The following is an 18,861-nucleotide window of genomic DNA, read 5'->3' on the forward strand; positions in this document are numbered from 1 at the left end:
GCAGCGGCCCTTACCGCAGGCACTGCCTGTCGTCGATCAGAACGGAATGTCGTCGCTGGAGCACACAAAACGTGCCACGACCTTTTTAGGTCCAGCTTTTTCAAACGCGATCTCCAGCTTATCGCCCTCGATCACGGTCACGGCCCCGTAGCCAAACTTCTGGTGGAACACCCGCTGGCCAATGGTAAAGCTGGATTCGGCTTTCATATCGATCACCGTATTGCGGCCTTGGCTGGGCTGCGACAGCCCGCGCTGTTGGCTGCGCGCCTGCAGCCGTCGCCAGCCCGGTGAATTATACCCATCCGCTTGCGCGGCGCGATCAGCCAAGTCCGATTCGGGTACCGGTGCCGCTGCTCCATAGCCGCCACCATAAAGCCCCGGCGGCGTCAGAACATCGACATGGCCCTCGGGCAACTCGTCAATGAATCGTGACGGTAGCGCCGATTGCCACTGGCCGAAGATGCGCCGGTTGGCCGCGAAGGATATGGTGCAGAGCGCTTCGGCGCGGGTGATGCCAACATAGGCAAGACGGCGCTCCTCCTCCAACCCACTGTCACCGCTTTCATCCATGGTGCGTTGACTTGGAAACAGGCCGTCTTCCCATCCCGGCAGGAACACGGCGGGGAACTCCAGCCCCTTGGCGGCGTGCAGGGTCATGATACTGACCTGCTGCTCGGCATTACCCTGATCGTTATCCATGACCAAACTGACATGTTCCAGGAAGCCCTGCAGGTTCTCGAACCCCTCCAGCGCCTTGACCAATTCCTTGAGATTCTCCAGCCGACCCGGCGCATCGGGCGACTTATCGTTCTGCCACATCGCGGTATAGCCGGATTCGTCCAAGATTATCTGGGCCAGCTCCAGATGATTCACTGTAGAATGCTCCGCATCCGTGCGGGGCACCGCCGATTCTTCGTCGATCACATCATCGTCGCCCAGCGGCGCATATTGCATCGCGTCGAGTGCCATCTTGCGCCAGCGCGCGATATCGCCAATCAATTGGCGCAGCGCTCCGCCGCCCCTGCCCTTGATGTGCCCTTCCTCAATTGCAATGCGCGCGCCTTCGAGCAGTGGAACGCCATTGGCGCGGGCAGTGGTCTGGATGGTCTGCTGCGCCTTGTCGCCCAGCCCACGCCGGGGAGTGTTAACGATTCGCTCGAAGGCCAGATCGTCTTCGGGGCTGGTGATGATGCGGAAATAGGCCATCGCATCGCGAATCTCCAACCGCTCATAAAAACGCGGGCCGCCAATCACACGATAAGGCAGACCAATGGTCAGAAACCGATCCTCGAATGCGCGCATCTGATGGCTCGCCCGCACCAGGATAGATATTTCATCAAGATCAAATCCGCGCATCCCGCGCGTGCCACGCTGCATCGATTCGATTTCCTCACCGATCCAGCGCGCCTCCTCCTCGCCGTCCCAATGGCCGATCAGGCGGAGCTTCTCGCCCTCTGTGGCGTCAGTCCAAAGCGTCTTGCCCAAACGCCCCTCGTTCCCGGCGATAACGGCACTGGCCGCAGCCAGAATATGCGGCGTGCTGCGATAATTCTGCTCGAGCCGCACCACATGCGCGCCAGGAAAATCCTTTTCAAAGCGCAAGATATTGCCCACTTCGGCCCCGCGCCAGCCATAGATCGACTGATCATCGTCACCAACACAGCAGATATTCTTGTGTCCGCCCGCAAGCAGGCGCAGCCACAAATATTGGGCGACGTTGGTATCCTGATACTCGTCCACCAGAATATAGCGAAACCAGCGCTGATATTGCGCCAGCACGTCTTCGTGAGTCTGGAAGATCGTGACCACGTGCAGTAGCAGATCGCCGAAATCCACCGCGTTCAACTCTCGCAATCGAGTCTGATACTGGGTGTAAAGCGCGACGCCCTTGTCATTATAGGCACCCGCATCGGCAGCTGGCACCCTGCCGGGGGTCAAGGCGCGGTTTTTCCAACTGTCGATGACCCCCGCCAGATGCCGCGCCGGCCAGCGCTTGTCGTCAATCCCCGCCGCCTGCACCAATTGTTTCAGCAGGCGCAGCTGATCATCGGTGTCGAGAATCGTGAAGTTCGATTTCAGCCCGACCAGTTCGGCATGTCGGCGCAGCAGCTTGACGCAGATCGCGTGGAACGTCCCCAGCCACGGCATGCCCTCGGCGCTGCGGCCCAGCATCTGGGCCACGCGGTCTTTCATCTCGCGCGCGGCCTTGTTGGTAAAGGTCACCGACAAAATCTCGTTCGGGCGGGCTCGGCCCGTGTGCTGTAAATGTGCGATTCGGGCCGTCAAGGCTCGGGTCTTTCCGGTGCCCGCCCCCGCCAGCATCAAAACCGGTCCGTCCAGCGTTTCCACCGCAGCGCGCTGCGCCGCGTTCAGCCCATCCAGATAGGGTTGCGGGCGGGCGGCCATGGCACGCATCGAAAGCGGGATGGCTTGTGCGGGTGGATCATCGAAACTGCTCATGCAACCCAACCTAACCTGCAGAGGCGCGAAGTTAAAGATATGTTCGAGCTATGTTCCGCGCCCTGCACACGCAGATTGACGCAATGCACCGACTGCCCACCGCCTGCGGCCTCTGTGCATTCTTCTTGCCTAAAATATCCTCGCCGAAGGCGAAAAAGACTATTTTGGACCCAAGATTGTGGCAAAAACAACGCTGCAAAGCGGCAGATGATTTACCCAATCGCTTAAACAGCTTAGAACCTGCCCAAACCCAAGGAGGTCTCATGTCTGATTTTACCAAGATCTTGATCGCTAACCGTGGCGAGATAGCCATTCGCGTCATGCGTGCTGCTAACGAAATGGGCAAGCGCACCGTGGCTGTCTATGCCGAAGAGGACAAGTTAGGCCTGCACCGTTTCAAGGCGGATGAGGCCTATCGCATCGGTGAAGGGATGGGGCCGGTCGCGGCTTATCTGTCGATCCCCGAAATCATCCGCGTGGCCAAGGCCAGCGGCGCCGATGCAATCCATCCCGGCTATGGCCTCCTGTCGGAAAACCCCGATTTCGTCGATGCCTGTGCACAGAACGGCATCACCTTTATCGGGCCCAAGGCCGACACCATGCGCGCGCTTGGCGACAAGGCCAGCGCGCGGCGCGTGGCAATCGAGGCCGGTGTGCCGGTCATTCCCGCGACCGAGGTCTTGGGCGATGACATGGCGGCGATCCGCGCCGAAGCCGCCGAAATCGGCTATCCGTTGATGCTCAAGGCGTCCTGGGGCGGCGGTGGGCGCGGCATGCGCCCAATCCAGGACGAATCCGAACTGGAGGAAAAGATCCGCGAGGGCCGGCGCGAGGCCGAAGCCGCCTTTGGCAATGGCGAGGGTTATCTGGAAAAGATGATCACCCGTGCGCGCCATGTCGAGGTGCAGATCCTTGGGGACCGGCAAGGCAATATCTATCACCTCTACGAGCGCGACTGCTCGGTGCAGCGGCGCAACCAAAAGGTCGTCGAGCGCGCCCCTGCGCCCTATTTGTCGGAAGCGCAGCGCGCCGAGATCTGCGAGCTGGGCCGCAAGATCTGCGCCCATGTCGGCTATGAATGCGCTGGAACGGTCGAATTCCTGATGGATATGGACACCGGCACGTTCCATTTTATCGAAGTGAACCCACGTGTGCAGGTCGAACATACCGTCACCGAAGAGGTGACCGGCATCGATATCGTGCGCGCGCAGATCCTGATCGCAGAAGGCAAATCACTGGCCGAGGCCACCGGCAAGGCCGCGCAAGAGGATATCACCCTCACCGGCCACGCATTGCAGACACGAATCACCACCGAAGATCCGCAGAACAACTTTATCCCCGATTACGGCCGCATCACCGCCTATCGCAGCGCCACCGGCATGGGGATCCGTTTGGATGGCGGCACTGCCTATGCGGGCGGTGTGATCACGCGCTATTATGATTCGCTGCTGACCAAGATCACCGCGAGGGCGCCGACGCCGGAAATGGCGATTGCAAGGATGGATCGCGCCCTGCGCGAGTTCCGGATTCGCGGCGTCTCGACCAATATCGCCTTTGTCGAAAACTTGCTGAAACATCCGACGTTCCTAAGCAACGAATATACCACCAAGTTCATCGACGAGACGCCCGAACTGTTCCAGTTTTCCAAGCGGCGCGACCGGGGCACCAAGGTTCTGTCCTATATCGCCGACATCACCGTGAACGGCCATCCCGAGACCAAGAACCGCCCGCGTCCGCCGGCGGATCTCAAGGACCCGCGCCCGCCTGCCCTGCGCGGCGACCCGATGATGGGCACCCGCAACCTGCTGGAGCAAGAGGGGCCGCAAGCCGTGGCCGACTGGATGGCGGCGCAACAGCAGGTGCTGATCACCGACACCACCATGCGCGACGCCCACCAATCGCTGCTGGCGACACGGATGCGCAGCATCGACATGATCCGCGTGGCTCCGGCCTATGCGGCGAATCTACCGGGGCTGTTCTCCGTCGAGTGCTGGGGTGGTGCCACCTTCGATGTTGCCTATCGCTTCCTGCAAGAATGCCCCTGGCAGCGCCTGCGCGATCTGCGCCAGGCGATGCCCAACATGTTGACGCAGATGTTGCTGCGCGGATCAAACGGCGTGGGCTACACCAACTATCCCGACAATGTGGTGCAGGAATTCGTCCGTCAAGCCGCCACCAGCGGGGTTGACCTGTTCCGCGTTTTCGACAGCCTGAACTGGGTCGAGAACATGCGCGTGTCGATGGATGCGGTGCTTGAGCAGAACAAGATCTGCGAAGGGTCGATCTGCTATACCGGTGATGTCCTTGATCCGGACCGGGCAAAATACGACCTGAAATATTATGTCGAAACCGCCAAGCAATTGCGTGACGCCGGGGCGCATATCCTAGGCCTCAAGGACATGTCCGGAGTGCTGAAACCGGGTGGTGCACGCGTTCTGATCCGCGCATTGAAGGAAGAGATCGGTCTGCCGATCCATTTGCACACCCATGACAGCGCCGGCGTTGGCGTTGCCACGATTCTGGCCGCTGCCGAGGCGGGGGTGGATGCGGTCGATTGCGCAATGGATGCGCTGTCGGGCAATACCAGCCAGCCCACCATCGGCTCGGTCGTCGAAGCGCTGCGCCATACGGATCGCTCAACTGGCTTGGATATCACCGCGATTCGCGAAATCTCAGACTATTGGGAGACTGTGCGCGCTCAGTACTCGGCGTTCGAAACCGGCCTTCAGGCTCCCTCTTCAGAGGTTTACTTGCATGAGATGCCGGGCGGGCAATTCACCAACCTCAAGGCGCAAGCGCGCAGTCTTGGCCTTGAGGATCGTTGGCCCGAGATCGCGCGTACTTACGCCGATGTGAACCAGATGTTCGGCGATATCATCAAAGTCACCCCAAGCTCCAAGGTGGTCGGCGATATGGCTCTGATGATGGTCAGCCAAGGCCTGACCCGCGCACAGGTCGAGGATCCGGGTGTCGAGGTCTCCTTCCCCGATTCGGTGATCAACATGTTGCGCGGCAATCTCGGTCAGCCACCCGGCGGGTTCCCCTCTGCCATCGTGAAGAAAGTGCTCAATGACCAACAGCCCGATACGGAACGGCCCGGAAAGCATCTCGAACCGGTTGATCTGGAAGCAGCCCGTGCCGAGGTCGAGGCCGAACTCGAAGGGAAGACTGTCGATGACGAGGATCTGAACGGGTACTTAATGTATCCCAAGATGTTCCTGGATTACATGGGGCTTCACCGTCAATACGGGCCGGTGCGGACCTTGCCCACCCGCACGTTCTTTTACGGCATGGAACCGGGCGAAGAAATCTCGGCCGAGATCGACCCCGGCAAGACCCTAGAAATCCGGATGCAGACCGTCGGGGAAACCGACGATAACGGCGAGGTCCGGGTGTTTTTCGAACTGAACGGCCAGCCCCGCGTGATTCGCGTTGCCGACCGGCTGGTCAAAGCAACGGCCAAAGCCCACCCCAAGGCCGAGCCGGACAACTCCGCCCATGTCGGTGCCCCGATGCCCGGTGCGGTCGCGACCGTGGCAGTGGCAGCGGGCCAGAAGGTCAACCATGGCCAATTGTTGCTGACAATCGAGGCGATGAAGATGGAAACCGCCATCCATGCCGAACGGGCGGGAACCGTGAAGCAAGTCCATGTCAGCCCCGGTAGCCAGATCGACGCCAAGGACCTGCTGATCGAGTTCGAGACCGAGTGAAATCGCTCCGGCGCGGCCCGCCGCGCCGGATTTGCCTAGGAAAAACATAAGTTTCACGAATATCGTAATTTTCCACTTGCAGCCCACGGCAGTTGTTTGTATCTCACAACTCACCCAAGGAAGCGGGCGTAGCTCAGGGGTAGAGCATTACCTTGCCAAGGTAAGGGTCGTGAGTTCGAATCTCATCGCCCGCTCCAAATTAACCGCCAAAGCGGTATGATACGGGACCGCTTCGGCGGTCCTTTTCATTTGTATCATATGATTGATGCGACGCGATTGTGTTTGTCAGTCGCACCGACGATTCTGGTCACCTCTGCGATTCGATACGGGCTTGCCGCCTCAGGACTCGGTCCGATTCGACGACCTTGGCACAAGTGCATATTGCCTTGAATTGCATTCACCCGGCACCTCGAATGCATTTGCTGCGCAAACGCTGCCTCACGTCACCGCGTGGACAACTGAAACCAAGTCAACCCAACACGCTATCAGGTGACAAAAACAGCAACGAAAGGTTCGCGAGGGTAATGCACTGCCTTCCCGCCGATAATCTGGCGGCGCAGGTTTCACGCTGGGGAATCAATCTTTCAAGATGTCGGCATATTCTTCGCGCAACTGGCGTTTCAGCACCTTGCCGGTGGCGGTGCGCGGCAGTTCATCACGGAATACCACTTTGTCGGGCACCTGCCATGCAGCGATTTTGCCATCGAAGAAAGTCAGCAACTCTTCAGGTGTCGGCGCGGCCCCCTCGGCGACAATCGCGATGAGGATTGGGCGTTCGTCCCATCTGTCATGATTGACGCCGACCACTGCCGCATCGGACAAGCCTGGATGACCGATCGCGATGTTTTCCAGCATTACCGAACTGATCCATTCCCCACCGGATTTGATGATATCCTTGGCGCGGTCTTTGACCGTCATGTACCCGTCTTCGTTCAGCGTGGCGACATCACCCGTGTTGAACCAGCCATCCTGCAGCGCATCATCATCGGCGCGGAAATAGCTGTCCATCACCCAGAGGCCCCGCGCCAACAAATTGCCCACCGCCTTACCGTCATGGGGCTGATCATAGCCATGCTCGTCCACTATCTTGAGTTCGACCCCATAGGGCGGTCGTCCCTGACTTTCGCGCAGGCGGTGCTGTTCCCCGAGCGGCAGATCGCCATATTTGGCCAGCGGGTGATTGGTCGAGCCCAGCGGGCTGGTTTCGGTCATGCCCCAGGCGTGGATGGTATCGACCCCGAACTCCTCGCGGAACTGGGTAATCACCGATGGCGGGCAGGCCGAGCCGCCCACAACCGTGCGCTCCAAGGTCGTCAGCCGACTGCCGGACTTTTCCGCATGGGCCAACAATCCCAGCCAAATCGTGGGCACCCCCAGTGCAATTGTCACCCCGTGATCGTCTATTAGGTCTACCAACGCCGCGCCGCTCAGATCCGGTCCTGGCAACACCATACTGCTGCCCGCCATCGCAGCCGCATAGGGCACACCCCACGCATTGACGTGGAACATCGGCACCACCGGCATCACCACGTCGCGTGCGCTCAGCGCCAACGAATCCGCGCTGATCGCGCTGAACGAATGCAGCACCGTCGAACGATGCGAATACAGCACACCCTTTGGGTTGCCTGTGGTGCCCGAAGTGTAACACAGGCTGGAAGCAGTGTTTTCATCGAATTGCGGCCACTCAAAGCCGGTTTCGCCGGTTTCCAAAAACTCGTCGTAGAATTTCAGGCCCGGAAACTGGCTCGCGGCCTCTTCGTCGCGCGGACCCATCAAGATTACATGATCCAGCCGGGGCAGATGCTCGCTTAACTTTATAATGATCGGCAGGAAGGTCGCGTCGATAAATAGAACCTTATCATCGGCGTGGTTGATGATATAGACGAGCTGGTCGGGGAACAACCGCGGGTTGATGGTGTGGCAAACGAACCCAGCCCCCGAGACCCCGAAATAGATTTCCAGATGGCGGCGATTGTTCCAGGCGATGGTGGCGCAGCGGTCCTGCGGATCCAACCCCAGCCTCATCAGTGCCGCCCCCAATTGGCGAGCATTCTCGGACACTTGCGCCCATGTCGTGTGCGCAACGTCACCCGTGGTTTCGACCGACACGATATCGGTGTCATGATGATAGATCGCGGCGTGCTGGACCAGTGACGAGATCAGCAATGGTTTGTTCATCATCCGACCCAGCATGGCGGGCTCCTTGTTCGGGTGCTTGGCATCCGCTGACGGCAGGTCAAGGCGACCACGCGAGGTTGCAAAACTGCTCCGGTCGCCAGATTGCTCGCGGCTGCACAGCGCCGATGTAGTGTTCACCTATTGGGTAGACTGACGTTATTTTATTTCTGTGACAATCGTCGGCTGCAAGAAATTACCGATGCCGAGGGTCACCCGCCATGACGATGCACGAACTGTACAAGTGCCGCTGTAGATCCGTCAGCTGTGGCGGGGTCTTCCCTACCCTCGATCACCGGCTGCAAAGCCTTTGCCAATCTCTTGCCCAGCTCCACCCCCCATTGATCGAACGAGTTGATACCCAGAATCACACCCTCAACAAACACACGATGTTCGTACAGCGCGATGATCTGCCCCAGAACAAATGGTGTCAGTTGTGGATAGGCCACCGTAACCGATGGCCGATTCCCGGGAAACACGCGGTGGCGGGCCTGACGCTCAAGATCGTCACCCGTCAGCCCTGTCTCCCGCAATAATGCGCGTGCTTCGTCAAGTGACCGCCCCCGCATCAGTGCCGCGGATTGTGCCAGGCAGTTTGCCACCAACAGATGGTGATGATGTGCCAAAGCCACATCATGCCCTTGCGCGGCGAGCAGAAACTCGCATGGCACCACCGCGGTTCCCTGATGGATCAACTGATAAAAGGCGTGTTGACCATTGGTCCCCGATTCGCCCCAGACCACTGGGCCAGAAGCCAGGGTCAGTGGCCGTCCCCCCATCGTCACCGACTTGCCGTTACTTTCCATTTCCAACTGCTGAAGATAGGCGGGCAGACGTCCGAGTCGCTGATCATAGGGGAGTACTGCACGCGTACCATGGCCGCAGATTTGGTGGTGCCACAGACCAACCAGCGCCAGAAGCGCCGGCAGGTTCTGCGCCCAGGGCGCCGCGCGGAAATGCCGGTCCATTGCCTGCCCACCGCGCAGAAATGCCGCAAACGCATCCGGCCCGATGGCGAGCATGACGCTCAGCCCGACCGGCCCCCAGACCGAATAGCGCCCGCCAACCCAGTTGGCGAACCCGAATACGTGCTCAGGCTCAATACCAAAGGCGGCGGTACGCTCCGGGGCGGTGGACACGGCGGCGAATTGGCGGGCGACATCGCCGCCTCCCTGCTCGGTCCAAGCTAGCGCGGTGCGCGCATTGGTCATGGTCTCGATGGTGGTAAAGGATTTCGACGAGACAATGAACAATGTGCGGCGCGGATCCAGATCTCGCAGGGTATCAGCGATGTCGGCCCCATCCACATTCGAGACGAAATGACAGCGCGGCCCGTCATGATAAGGGCTGAGCGCGCGTACCGCCATACGCGGCCCCAGATCCGAACCACCGATCCCGATATTGACGATATCGCGAAACTCCCCGCCAGGCCCTGACAACACGCCGCTGCGCACGGCATCGCTAAAACGGCGCATGCGACCCAGCGTGTCGAGCACCTTGGGCATGACATCAGCCCCATCGACCAAGACCGGCCCGCCATCGATGTTACGCAGCGCGGTATGCAGGGCCGGGCGCCCTTCGGTTTCATTGACTGGTGCCCCCCTGAACATCGCCTCGCGTCGGCCCGCCAGATCAGATTGGTCACATAGCGCGATCAGCGCGGCACGGGTTGTCTGGTCAATATTGGTCTTCGAGTAGTCAAGGCGCATATCCTCGAACACGGCGCTGAAATCAGTCGCCCGCTCCCGATCCTCGTCAAACAGATCGGTGATGCGGCGCTGCGCAGTTGCCGCATGTAATGCGCGCAGATCGTCCCATTTGCTATTCAACGCTACACCGCCCAATGCACATTCATTTCCGAAAGAACCGCCTGGACCGGCGCCTCCTCGGGGGACAGCGACTGGGCACGCTCAAGAGCGTCGCGCTTTTCCCATCCCAGTATCACCAGATGTTTCTTGAGTGCGCCATCCAGCACCGGCGCGGTCAGAGTGATGCGCGCCTCGGGCTGCCCCGCCGGGGCCATCGCAGCCAAAGCGGGTGCATCGTCTGCCAACGCCGCCGCCAGCCCCGGCGTGCCGGGAAACAGCGACGCAACGTGACAGTCCTCGCCCATGCCGAGCAGCAGAACTGACAGCGGCAGCGCCGGTTCGATCTGTGCCGCAATTGCATCAAGATCGTCCTCGGGATGCGCGCCCGTGCCGTGCAATGACAGAAACTTCGCCTCAGCCGCGCGCCCCACCAGCAGGTGTTCGCGAATCAACCTTGCGTTCGAACGCGGATCGTCAGGTGTTACCCACCGTTCATCGGTTGGCAGCACCATCACCTTGTCCCACTCCAGCGGGGCCGCACATAGCGCATCAAATATCGGCCCCGGCGTGGTGCCCCCCGGAACCGCAATGCTGGCGGTGTCGTGGCTCAGCAATGTCGCTTTCAACTCACCGGCCAGCAAATTCGCCAGATTGATCGCCAGCATATCGCGATCGGGATATTCGATCAGGTTCATGGCTTGATTCCCCTCCAATAGCGTTGGTCGCGTTTCATCAAAAGCTCGGCATCGCCCGGACCCGGGCTACCGCTTTCATAAGGCTTGGGCACTTCGCCGCGCTGCTCCCAGTCGGCAATGATCGGATCGGTCCAAGCCCAGGCCGCTTCGACCTCATCACCGCGCATGAACAGAGTCTGGTTGCCGCGGATCACGTCCATAATCAATCGCTCATAGGCATCGGGCGGATCTTCGCCTTCGGGGCCAAGCGCCTCGGCAAATGTCATGTCCAGCGGCACATCAATCAATCGCATCCCGCCCGGCCCCGGCTCTTTGATCGTCACTTGGAACGTGATCCCCTCATTGGGTTGCAGCCGGATCGTCAAAACATTGGCATGGCGCCCGCATTCTTGCCCGAAGATGGAATGGGGCGCGTCCTTGAACATCACACTGATCACCGAAGAGCGCGCCACCAGCCGCTTGCCCGTACGCAGATAAAACGGCGTCCCAGCCCAGCGCCAATTGCTGATATGAACGCGTAGCGCGATATAACTTTCAGTTGTCGAACGCGGATTGCCCGCCTCATCGCGATAAGACGGGTGCGCCGCTTCCTGCCCCGCGACCGCCTGAAACTGCCCGCGTACGATATGATGCGGCAGAACTGGATCAAGCGCGCGGATCACCTTCAGTTTTTCATCTCGCAATGCATCGGGTTCAAATCGCGCCGGCGGCTCCATCGCGGTCAGGCACAAAAGCTGCATCAGATGGTTCTGGACCATATCGCGCATCGCGCCGGCGCGGTCGTAATATTCGGCCCTGCCGGCGATACCGGCGCTTTCGGCCACGGTGATCTGGATGTGATCGACATATTGACTGTTCCAGAGCGGTTCAAACAGCATGTTGGCAAAACGCACCACCATCAGGTTCTGCACGGTTTCTTTGCCTAAATAATGGTCGATACGGTAAATCTGGCTCTCTCGGAAATGCGACGCCAGCATCGCGTTCAGTTCCTGTGCGCTGTGCAGATCGCGACCAAAGGGTTTTTCCACGACAATGCGGGTCTCTTGCGTGGTCAGTCCATAATCATGCAGCCGCTGTGCCAGTTCACCGAAAAGGCCGGGTCCGACCGAAAAATAGAACGCACGGACTCGTCCGGGCGTCAGGTGCTCGGCCAGTGCTTTCCATCCGGTCTCGCCGGTTGCCTCCAGCTGGACATAATCCAGAGTGTCGAGAAACTGCTCAAGCGTGCCATCCTCACAGCCGCGATGGGGCGCGTGCTCTCGAATCGCTGAGGCCACCATCGCGCGGTAGGTATCCCGGTCGTGCATAGTGCGCGCCGCTCCGATGATCCGCGAAGCTTTGCAGAATTGGCCAGCGCAAAACCGACGAAAAAGCGCGGGCAAAATCTTGCGCTGCGCCAGATCGCCTGTGGCCCCGAAGATCACCAGATCAAATGGATCAACCGGGATGACTCGCGACGTCATGCGTGTGGCCGTTTCGCTATCTGCTGTCACGATACCCTGCCCAAAAGAACAAACTTCCATTTTGCCGGTTTTGCCATCATTCACAACGCCATCATTCACAACTATGTCAGCCGCAGGCATGCGACTTTTCTCCCGACCGCCAACATAGGATAGTCCATTCGAACTACCAACAACTGGATCGCGCCATGAAAGTCCAATCTCAGGAAACGGCCCATGTCGGTAAATTCGAAAACCGTTACATCACCGCCGACGGGCAACCGCGTGCTTCGGTTGCATTACGCGATCCGCAGACGCTGTGGTTCAATACAGGCACCTTATGCAACATCGAATGCGTGAATTGTTATATTGCCTCCAGCCCGACCAATGACGCGCTGGCCTATCTCACCGCCGCCGAGATCATCGACTATCTTGACCAAATCCAGCAACGTGGCTGGCCGGTCCGCGAGATCGGCTTCACGGGCGGCGAGCCGTTCATGAATCCACAGATCATCGATATGGCCGGTGCCGCGCTTGAACGCGGGTATCGCGTTTTGATCCTCACCAACGCGATGCGTCCGATGATGCGCGATGGCATGCGCTCAGGGTTGGCGGCTTTGCAGCGCAAGCATGGCAGCGCCCTATGCCTGCGGATTTCGCTTGATCACTACCGGGCCGAGTTGCACGATTCGATCCGCGGCAAGGGCAGTCACGCGCGTACGCTTGAGGGCATGGCATGGCTGCGCGATAATAACATTACCATGACCGTCGCCGGGCGCACCATATGGCAAGACAGTGAGGCCGAGAGCCGTGCAGGTTATGCTAGGTTTTTCGCAGCGCACGGTTTCAATATCGATGCCCATGACCCCGCGCAGATGGTGCTGTTTCCGGAAATGGACGAAACCGTTAAGGTGCCCGAAATCACGACGTCCTGCTGGGATATTCTAAATGTTGCGCCCTCATCGGTGATGTGCGCCAGCGCACGTATGGTGGTCAAGCGCAAAGGGGCCAAACGCCCGACAGTACTGGCTTGCACATTGCTTCCCTATTCGCCGGAATTTGAACTTGGCGAAACTCTGGCCGAAGCCGAAGGCGACGTGTATCTCAACCACCCGCATTGCGCCCGCTTCTGCGTTCTTGGTGGTGCCAGTTGCAGCGGATGACGCGGCCCGTAATGCTTTTGGTGCGGATGGCAGTTTCCTGCAAGCGCCTGTCAATATTAGCCCATTCAACAACGCTGCCGTTGCGACAATAAGGAAATTCGACTAATATTTGCAGGGCGGAGACGCCATAAGAAACACTTGCTGGGGTGGAAGTTCTGACTTCGCTTGGTGTTCTTGAGGTGAGACGGTTGGGATAGCCCGACTACGGGGTCACAAGAGGATACCATAGATGGACGCATCGGAGAATCTTAACGAGTACTTCGCCGCGATCGTTGAGAGTTCCGATGACGCGATCATCACCAAAAACCTACACAGCATTATTCAGACCTGGAATAAAGGGGCGGAGCGCCTGTTTGGCTACTCTGCGGAAGAAGCCATCGGGCAATCTATTATGATGCTTATTCCCGAAGATCGACAAGACGAGGAAGTAGATATTATCAACCGCCTTCACCGTGGTGAGCGTATTGACCATTTTGAAACGGTCAGGAAACGCAAGGACGGTGCCCTTGTGCCGATCTCATTGACGATTTCGCCAGTTCAATCCGCCTCGGGCGAGGTGATCGGCGCCTCGAAAATTGCGCGGGATATCTCCTTGCAAAAAGAGGCGGCCGAGCGGCAGAATCTGCTTCTCGCCGAAATGCGCCACCGGGTCGGCAATTGCTTCGCGGTCGCCGGGAGCCTCATCACTGTCAGCGCCCGGCAAGTAGAGACAGCGGGCGAACTCGCGAGCTTGATGCGGGAACGACTGATGGCGCTCTCCGTTGCGCACAGGTTGGCGGTCATCGACCCGAAGGGAGAAGCCGCAGGAAACACGTCACTGCATGAACTCATCGCATCGGTCGTTGGTCCATTCGCCGGCGATCGGCTCCATGAGCTCAATATCGAAGACCTGCGCATCGCTTCGGACGCACTCACACCGATGGCGCTCGTCCTCTATGAACTTTGCACCAATGCGACGAAATATGGGGCCCTTTGTCATGGCGACGGTGGCGTCGAGATCAAGGCATATCGGCAAGGCGACAGATTTTTCATCGACTGGCAGGAACATTGCGGCATTCAATCGGAGACGGTGAACAAAGCCGGCTTTGGGACAAAAATGTGTGATGGCGTGGTGAAAACTTCTCTCGGTGGCACCATCACCCGACAGTTCAGGCCGTCCGGATTGCGGGCAAGGATCGATCTTGATCTCGCGACGCTCGAAGCCAGATAGTCCAGCGACAATGGGTTCAGCCCCAGGGGCCAGTTTGCCGGCCGTTCCGAGCAGAAGAGGCGCGGCTGGACGCTGGGGGCCGGATGTCAGCGCTTGAAGTTGCTCCGCCCTGCGCCGCCATCGCGCGCAGCGCCGCCACACGGTTTTCGGTGGCAGGATGGGTCGCGAAGAGATTGTCATGTTTATGGGCGTGCAGCGGGTTGATGATGAACATATGCGCCGTCGCCGGATTGCGCTCGGCCGCGTGATTGTCGATCCGGGCTGCCCCCATGGCAATCTTTTCCAATGCCGAAGCCAACCATAGCGGTTGACCGCAGATCTCGGCACCCGCCTTATCGGCGGCATATTCCCGCGTCCGGCTGATCGCCATCTGCACCAGCGCCGCCGCCATCGGTGCCAGAAACATCATCAGCAGGGTGCCGACCAATCCGAGCCGTTCCCGGGAACCGCCAAAGAAGAGCGCAAAATTGGCCAGCATCGAAATCGCCCCGGCGAAGGTTGCAGTGACGGTCATAATCGCCGTGTCGTGGTTGCGGATATGCGCCAGTTCGTGGGCAATCACTCCGGCCAGTTCCTCACGCGAAAGGCTGCGCAACAGGCCCGTGGTCACCGCCACCGCCGCATTGGCAGGATTGCGACCGGTGGCAAACGCATTGGGCTGTGGCGTGTCGATCAGGTAAACCTTGGGTATCGGCAGGTTCGCGTTTCGCGCAAGCTCTGCAGTCAAAGCATGAAGACCCATCTGATCGCCGGGTGCTACCGGCTGGGCGTTGTGCATCCGCAGGACCATGCGGTCCGAGTTCCACCAGGTAAAGGCATTCATTGCCGCCGCGACAATAAGCGCAAGCACCGCACCACCTGACCCGCCGATCAAGTATCCGACGCCCATGAAAAGTGCGGTCATGGCTGCCATCAGAATCGCGGTCTTTACATAGCCCATCTTGATCTTCCAAAGTTCATATCGAGATACCAAAGGTGATATGGGGTGGGTTCCGACCTGTGCAAGCGTGAACGCATAGCCCGCAACCACGCGTCAGGAAAGCCGGTTGCAACACGCCATGTCCGGCGCCCGGCGCGACGTCCACAGTCGGGCTGACAGCCTGGCTCCGACCTGCTAGGCTCTGCCTATGAGTACTTTGCCGAAAGCGGCGGCTCCAAAAGCCATCCTCGAATCCGCGATCTATGTTGACGATCTGAAGGCAGCGCGCGACTTCTATGGCGGTCTGATCGGGCTCGAGCCGTTTCTGACGGTTGAGGGACGCCACATCTTCTTCCGCGTCGGCTCCTCGGTCCTGCTGGTGTTCAACCCCGATGCCACCGAACAGCCAACGCAGAATCCGCGTCTGCCGGTACCGCCCCATGGTGCGCGCGGGCCGGGCCATGTCTGTTTCACCTTGGCGCGGGACGAAATCGCCGCCATGCGCGCGCGCTTGACCGAGGCCGGCATCGCAGTGGATGCAGAATTTGATTGGCCGAATGGCGCGCATTCGCTCTATGTGCGCGATCCGGCAGGCAATTCAGTAGAATTCGCCGAAGGCTGGCTCTGGGGCTGAACTGCGCTCACAGCCCCAGTTTGTCGCGCATGAAGGCCAGCGCCACGCTCAAACCATCCGGCGCGATCCCGTGGCCGGTGCCTTTCATCACATGGGCATAGACGTCTTTCCAGCCCGCCTGCTGCAAGGCTTCGGCGGCCTGTGACATGGATTGCGGCGGCACCACATCATCCGCGTCACCATGGACCAGCAACACCGGCGGGCGACCCACAACCTCGTCTGTCAGCAATTCCGGTGCCAGCAAACGCCCCGAAAACGCAAGAATGCCGGCCACCTCATCCTCGCGCCGCGGGGCCACATGCAGCGCCATCATGGTCCCCTGTGAAAAACCAAACAGCACGACCTGCTCGGGCAGCACGTCTTCGTCCACCATCAGCGCGTCAAGAAAAGCATTCAGATCGTTGACCGCCGCCTGCATCCCGCGCATCGATTCTTCCTCCGACGAACCGTCGATCCACGGGATCGGGAACCACTGGTATCCGAACGGCGCGCCGGCGCAGGATTCGGGCGCATCGGGGGCCACGAACAGCGTATCGGGCAAATGCTCGCCCAGAGGATCGGCCAGTCCTAGCAGATCGGCACCATTGGCACCGTACCCATGCAGAAACACCACGATCGAGCGCGTTTCCCCCGAAAGCGGCTCTTTGCGCTCGGCATTCAAAACCCGTGTCATCTGATCCCTTCCCTGTCCTTGACCTCCCGGTAATAGGCCCAGAGCAACCGCGCCGCAACCGCTCGCCACGGTGCCCAGTCGGTGGCCATTTCTCGCAGGGCGCGCTCTGTAGGACGCGCGGGCAGATCGAACAACTGGCGCGCCGATTCCTGCAAGGCCAGATCGCCAGACGCCAAGACATCCGCATGGCCAAGGCTGAACATGGCATAGATCTCGGCGGTCCAGACGCCGATGCCCGGCACTTGGGTCAAAGTTGCAACCACATCCTCCGTCGGTGCCGCGCGCAGAGCGTCATAATCGATCCGCGCCTCTGCCAATGCCCGGGCATAGCGAATTTTTTGGCGGCTGAGCCCCACGTCGCGCAGATCATCGTCACTGGCCCAGATGATCTTGCGCGGACCGGTCAGGCCGGCAACACGCATTCGGCTCCAGATCGCACCGGCAGCAGCGACGCTGAGTTGCTGGCCGACGATGGCGTTCAGCAATTGCGCAAACCCCTCCGGGCGGCGGCGCAACGGCAACGGGCCAATGCGCGCCAACGCTGCTGCAAATCGAGGCTCGCGTGCCGCCAGATACGCGGCTCCCTCAGCGACACAATCAGCGGTGTGGATGATGCGGCCCGCATTCATCGCGCGGTCCATAGCAGCACTGTCTTCATGCACCTAGCTTTGCGTGCCCGCCAGCGCGATGCAACCGGCTTGTGTCGCTCCGGTTTCGAGGCTACTCCAACCGCATGACACAGGCGATCGATATTGATGACGGACGGGCCCGGCGCAACGTATGGGTCTTGGTTGCGGCGCAGGCGGTGTTGGGCGCACAGATGCCGATGATCTTCACCATCGGTGGGCTGGCGGGGCAGTCGCTCGCGTCCAATGCATGCCTCGCGACATTGCCGATTTCGCTGATCGTGTTGGGCTCGATGCTATCCGCCACGCCAAATGCCGCTATCATGCAGCGCTTCGGGCGGCGGGTCGGATTTTTCGTCGGGGCCGCCGGGGGCACGCTTGGCGGCATTATCGGCGCATATGGCCTCTATCTCGGATCGTTCCCGATCTTCCTTATCGGCAGCTTCCTCACCGGCATCTACATGAGCGCGCAAGGCTTCTACCGTTTTGCCGCCGCCGATACCGCCTCTGACGCATATCGCGCCAAGGCGATCTCTTACGTCATGGCCGGCGGCCTGCTGGCGGCGGTGATCGGCCCGCAACTGGTCAAGGCAACCAGCGATGCCTTCGTCATCCCGTTTCTCGGCAGCTATCTGGCGGTGATCGCGCTGAACGTGATCGGTGCAGCACTGTTTTTGTTCCTGCGCATCCCCAAACCGCCGATCCCCAGCGAAGACGCGCCCCGCGGCCGTTCCCGCTGGCAGCTTCTGACCACCCCGCGTATTGCCGTTGCCGTGATTTGCGCCACCGTGTCCTACAGCCTGATGAATCTGGTGATGACCTCGACCCCGCTGGCGGTGGTGGGTTGCGGCTTTGGCGCGGGCAATGCGGCGGATGTGGTATCGGCGCATGTGTTGGCGATGTATGTGCCGTCTTTCTTCACTGGCCATCTGATCAACCGCTTCGGGGTCGAGCGGGTGATGGCCGCCGGTCTGGTGATCCTTGCCGGCGCTGGGGCCGTTGCCCTGAACGGCGTCGCATTGGAGAATTTCTTCATCGCGCTGATCCTGCTGGGGGTGGGCTGGAACTTCGGCTTCATCGGTGCCACCACCATGCTCGCCGGAGCCCACGAACCGCATGAACGCGGCCGCATGCAGGGGCTGAATGATCTGATCGTCTTCGGCGGTGTGACGGTCGCCTCACTGGCCTCGGGCGGGTTGATGAACTGCTCGGGCGGCTCGCCGGTCGAAGGCTGGACGGCGGTGAACCTCGCCATGGCACCGGCGCTGGTGCTGGCCGGGGGCGCGTTGATCTGGCTGATGTTCCAGCCCCGCAGCGCAGAAGAAGAAGCCTGAGCCCTACATTTTTCT

13 protein-coding genes and 1 tRNA gene are annotated in these 18,861 nt (G+C 60.1%); 6 read left to right on the forward strand and 8 right to left on the reverse strand.

Going from position 1 to position 18,861, the window contains the following annotated elements; genetic code table 11:
- Positions 1-36 precede the first annotated feature (36 nt).
- A complete protein-coding gene (locus tag JAO82_RS08360; RefSeq protein WP_198685910.1) occupies positions 37-2,460 on the reverse strand; it encodes an ATP-dependent helicase in 2,424 nt (807 codons plus the stop codon).
- Between the two features lie 263 nt (positions 2,461-2,723).
- On the opposite strand from JAO82_RS08360, the gene JAO82_RS08365 reads away from it, so the two are divergent.
- Positions 2,724-6,170 carry a pyruvate carboxylase gene (locus JAO82_RS08365; RefSeq protein WP_198685911.1) on the forward strand — a complete coding sequence of 1,149 codons (3,447 nt, stop codon included), beginning with the start codon at positions 2,724-2,726 and terminating at the stop codon, positions 6,168-6,170.
- Between the two features lie 122 nt (positions 6,171-6,292).
- Positions 6,293-6,367, forward strand: a tRNA-Gly gene (locus JAO82_RS08370).
- Positions 6,368-6,746: 379 nt separating this feature from the next.
- Here the strand turns inward: JAO82_RS08370 and JAO82_RS08375 are convergent.
- From JAO82_RS08375 to zwf, 4 genes are all read right to left on the reverse strand, one after another.
- A complete protein-coding gene (locus JAO82_RS08375) occupies positions 6,747-8,363 on the reverse strand; it encodes a long-chain fatty acid--CoA ligase (protein ID WP_198685964.1) in 1,617 nt (538 codons plus the stop codon).
- A gap of 194 nt (positions 8,364-8,557) precedes the next feature.
- A complete protein-coding gene (gene pgi, locus JAO82_RS08380; RefSeq protein ID WP_198685965.1) occupies positions 8,558-10,174 on the reverse strand; it encodes a glucose-6-phosphate isomerase in 1,617 nt (538 codons plus the stop codon).
- Positions 10,175-10,176: 2 nt separating this feature from the next.
- Entirely contained in the window at positions 10,177-10,848 is a 672-nt protein-coding gene (pgl, locus tag JAO82_RS08385) for a 6-phosphogluconolactonase (protein ID WP_198685912.1), read from the reverse strand.
- Entirely contained in the window at positions 10,845-12,311 is a 1,467-nt protein-coding gene (gene zwf / locus JAO82_RS08390) for a glucose-6-phosphate dehydrogenase (RefSeq protein ID WP_198685966.1), read from the reverse strand. Before zwf ends, pgl begins: the two co-directional genes overlap by 4 nt.
- A 185-nt stretch (positions 12,312-12,496) precedes the next feature.
- On the opposite strand from zwf, the gene JAO82_RS08395 reads away from it, so the two are divergent.
- Together JAO82_RS08395 and JAO82_RS08400 are read left to right on the forward strand one after the other, a co-directional pair.
- On the forward strand, positions 12,497-13,450 hold the full coding sequence (locus JAO82_RS08395) for a radical SAM protein (protein WP_198685913.1): 954 nt from the start codon (positions 12,497-12,499) through the stop codon (positions 13,448-13,450).
- Positions 13,451-13,679: 229 nt separating this feature from the next.
- The gene (locus JAO82_RS08400) at positions 13,680-14,660 is read left to right on the forward strand and encodes a PAS domain S-box protein (protein ID WP_198685914.1); all 981 of its coding nucleotides are present in this window, start codon (positions 13,680-13,682) and stop codon (positions 14,658-14,660) included.
- 16 nt (positions 14,661-14,676) lie between these two features.
- Here JAO82_RS08400 and htpX read toward each other — a convergent pair whose 3' ends face one another.
- Entirely contained in the window at positions 14,677-15,600 is a 924-nt protein-coding gene (gene htpX / locus JAO82_RS08405) for a zinc metalloprotease HtpX (protein ID WP_198685915.1), read from the reverse strand.
- Positions 15,601-15,787: 187 nt separating this feature from the next.
- On the opposite strand from htpX, the gene JAO82_RS08410 reads away from it, so the two are divergent.
- Entirely contained in the window at positions 15,788-16,213 is a 426-nt protein-coding gene (locus tag JAO82_RS08410; protein ID WP_198685916.1) for a VOC family protein, read from the forward strand.
- A gap of 7 nt (positions 16,214-16,220) precedes the next feature.
- Here the strand turns inward: JAO82_RS08410 and JAO82_RS08415 are convergent, their stop codons facing one another.
- Both JAO82_RS08415 and JAO82_RS08420 read right to left on the reverse strand, forming a co-directional pair.
- Positions 16,221-16,886 carry an alpha/beta hydrolase gene (locus tag JAO82_RS08415; protein WP_198685917.1) on the reverse strand — a complete coding sequence of 222 codons (666 nt, stop codon included), beginning with the start codon at positions 16,884-16,886 and terminating at the stop codon, positions 16,221-16,223.
- Positions 16,883-17,515 (reverse strand): DNA-3-methyladenine glycosylase family protein, encoded by a 633-nt coding sequence (locus tag JAO82_RS08420; protein ID WP_198685967.1) that lies wholly within the window; start codon positions 17,513-17,515, stop codon positions 16,883-16,885. The genes JAO82_RS08415 and JAO82_RS08420 overlap by 4 nt, the downstream gene beginning before the upstream one ends.
- 104 nt (positions 17,516-17,619) lie before the next feature.
- Between JAO82_RS08420 and JAO82_RS08425 the strand changes: the two genes are divergently transcribed.
- Positions 17,620-18,846 carry an MFS transporter gene (locus JAO82_RS08425; protein ID WP_198685918.1) on the forward strand — a complete coding sequence of 409 codons (1,227 nt, stop codon included), beginning with the start codon at positions 17,620-17,622 and terminating at the stop codon, positions 18,844-18,846.
- Positions 18,847-18,861: the final 15 nt, after the last annotated feature.

The organism is Pontibaca salina (genome assembly GCF_016307205.1).
GTDB classification, from domain to species: Bacteria; Pseudomonadota; Alphaproteobacteria; order Rhodobacterales; family Rhodobacteraceae; genus Pontibaca; species Pontibaca salina.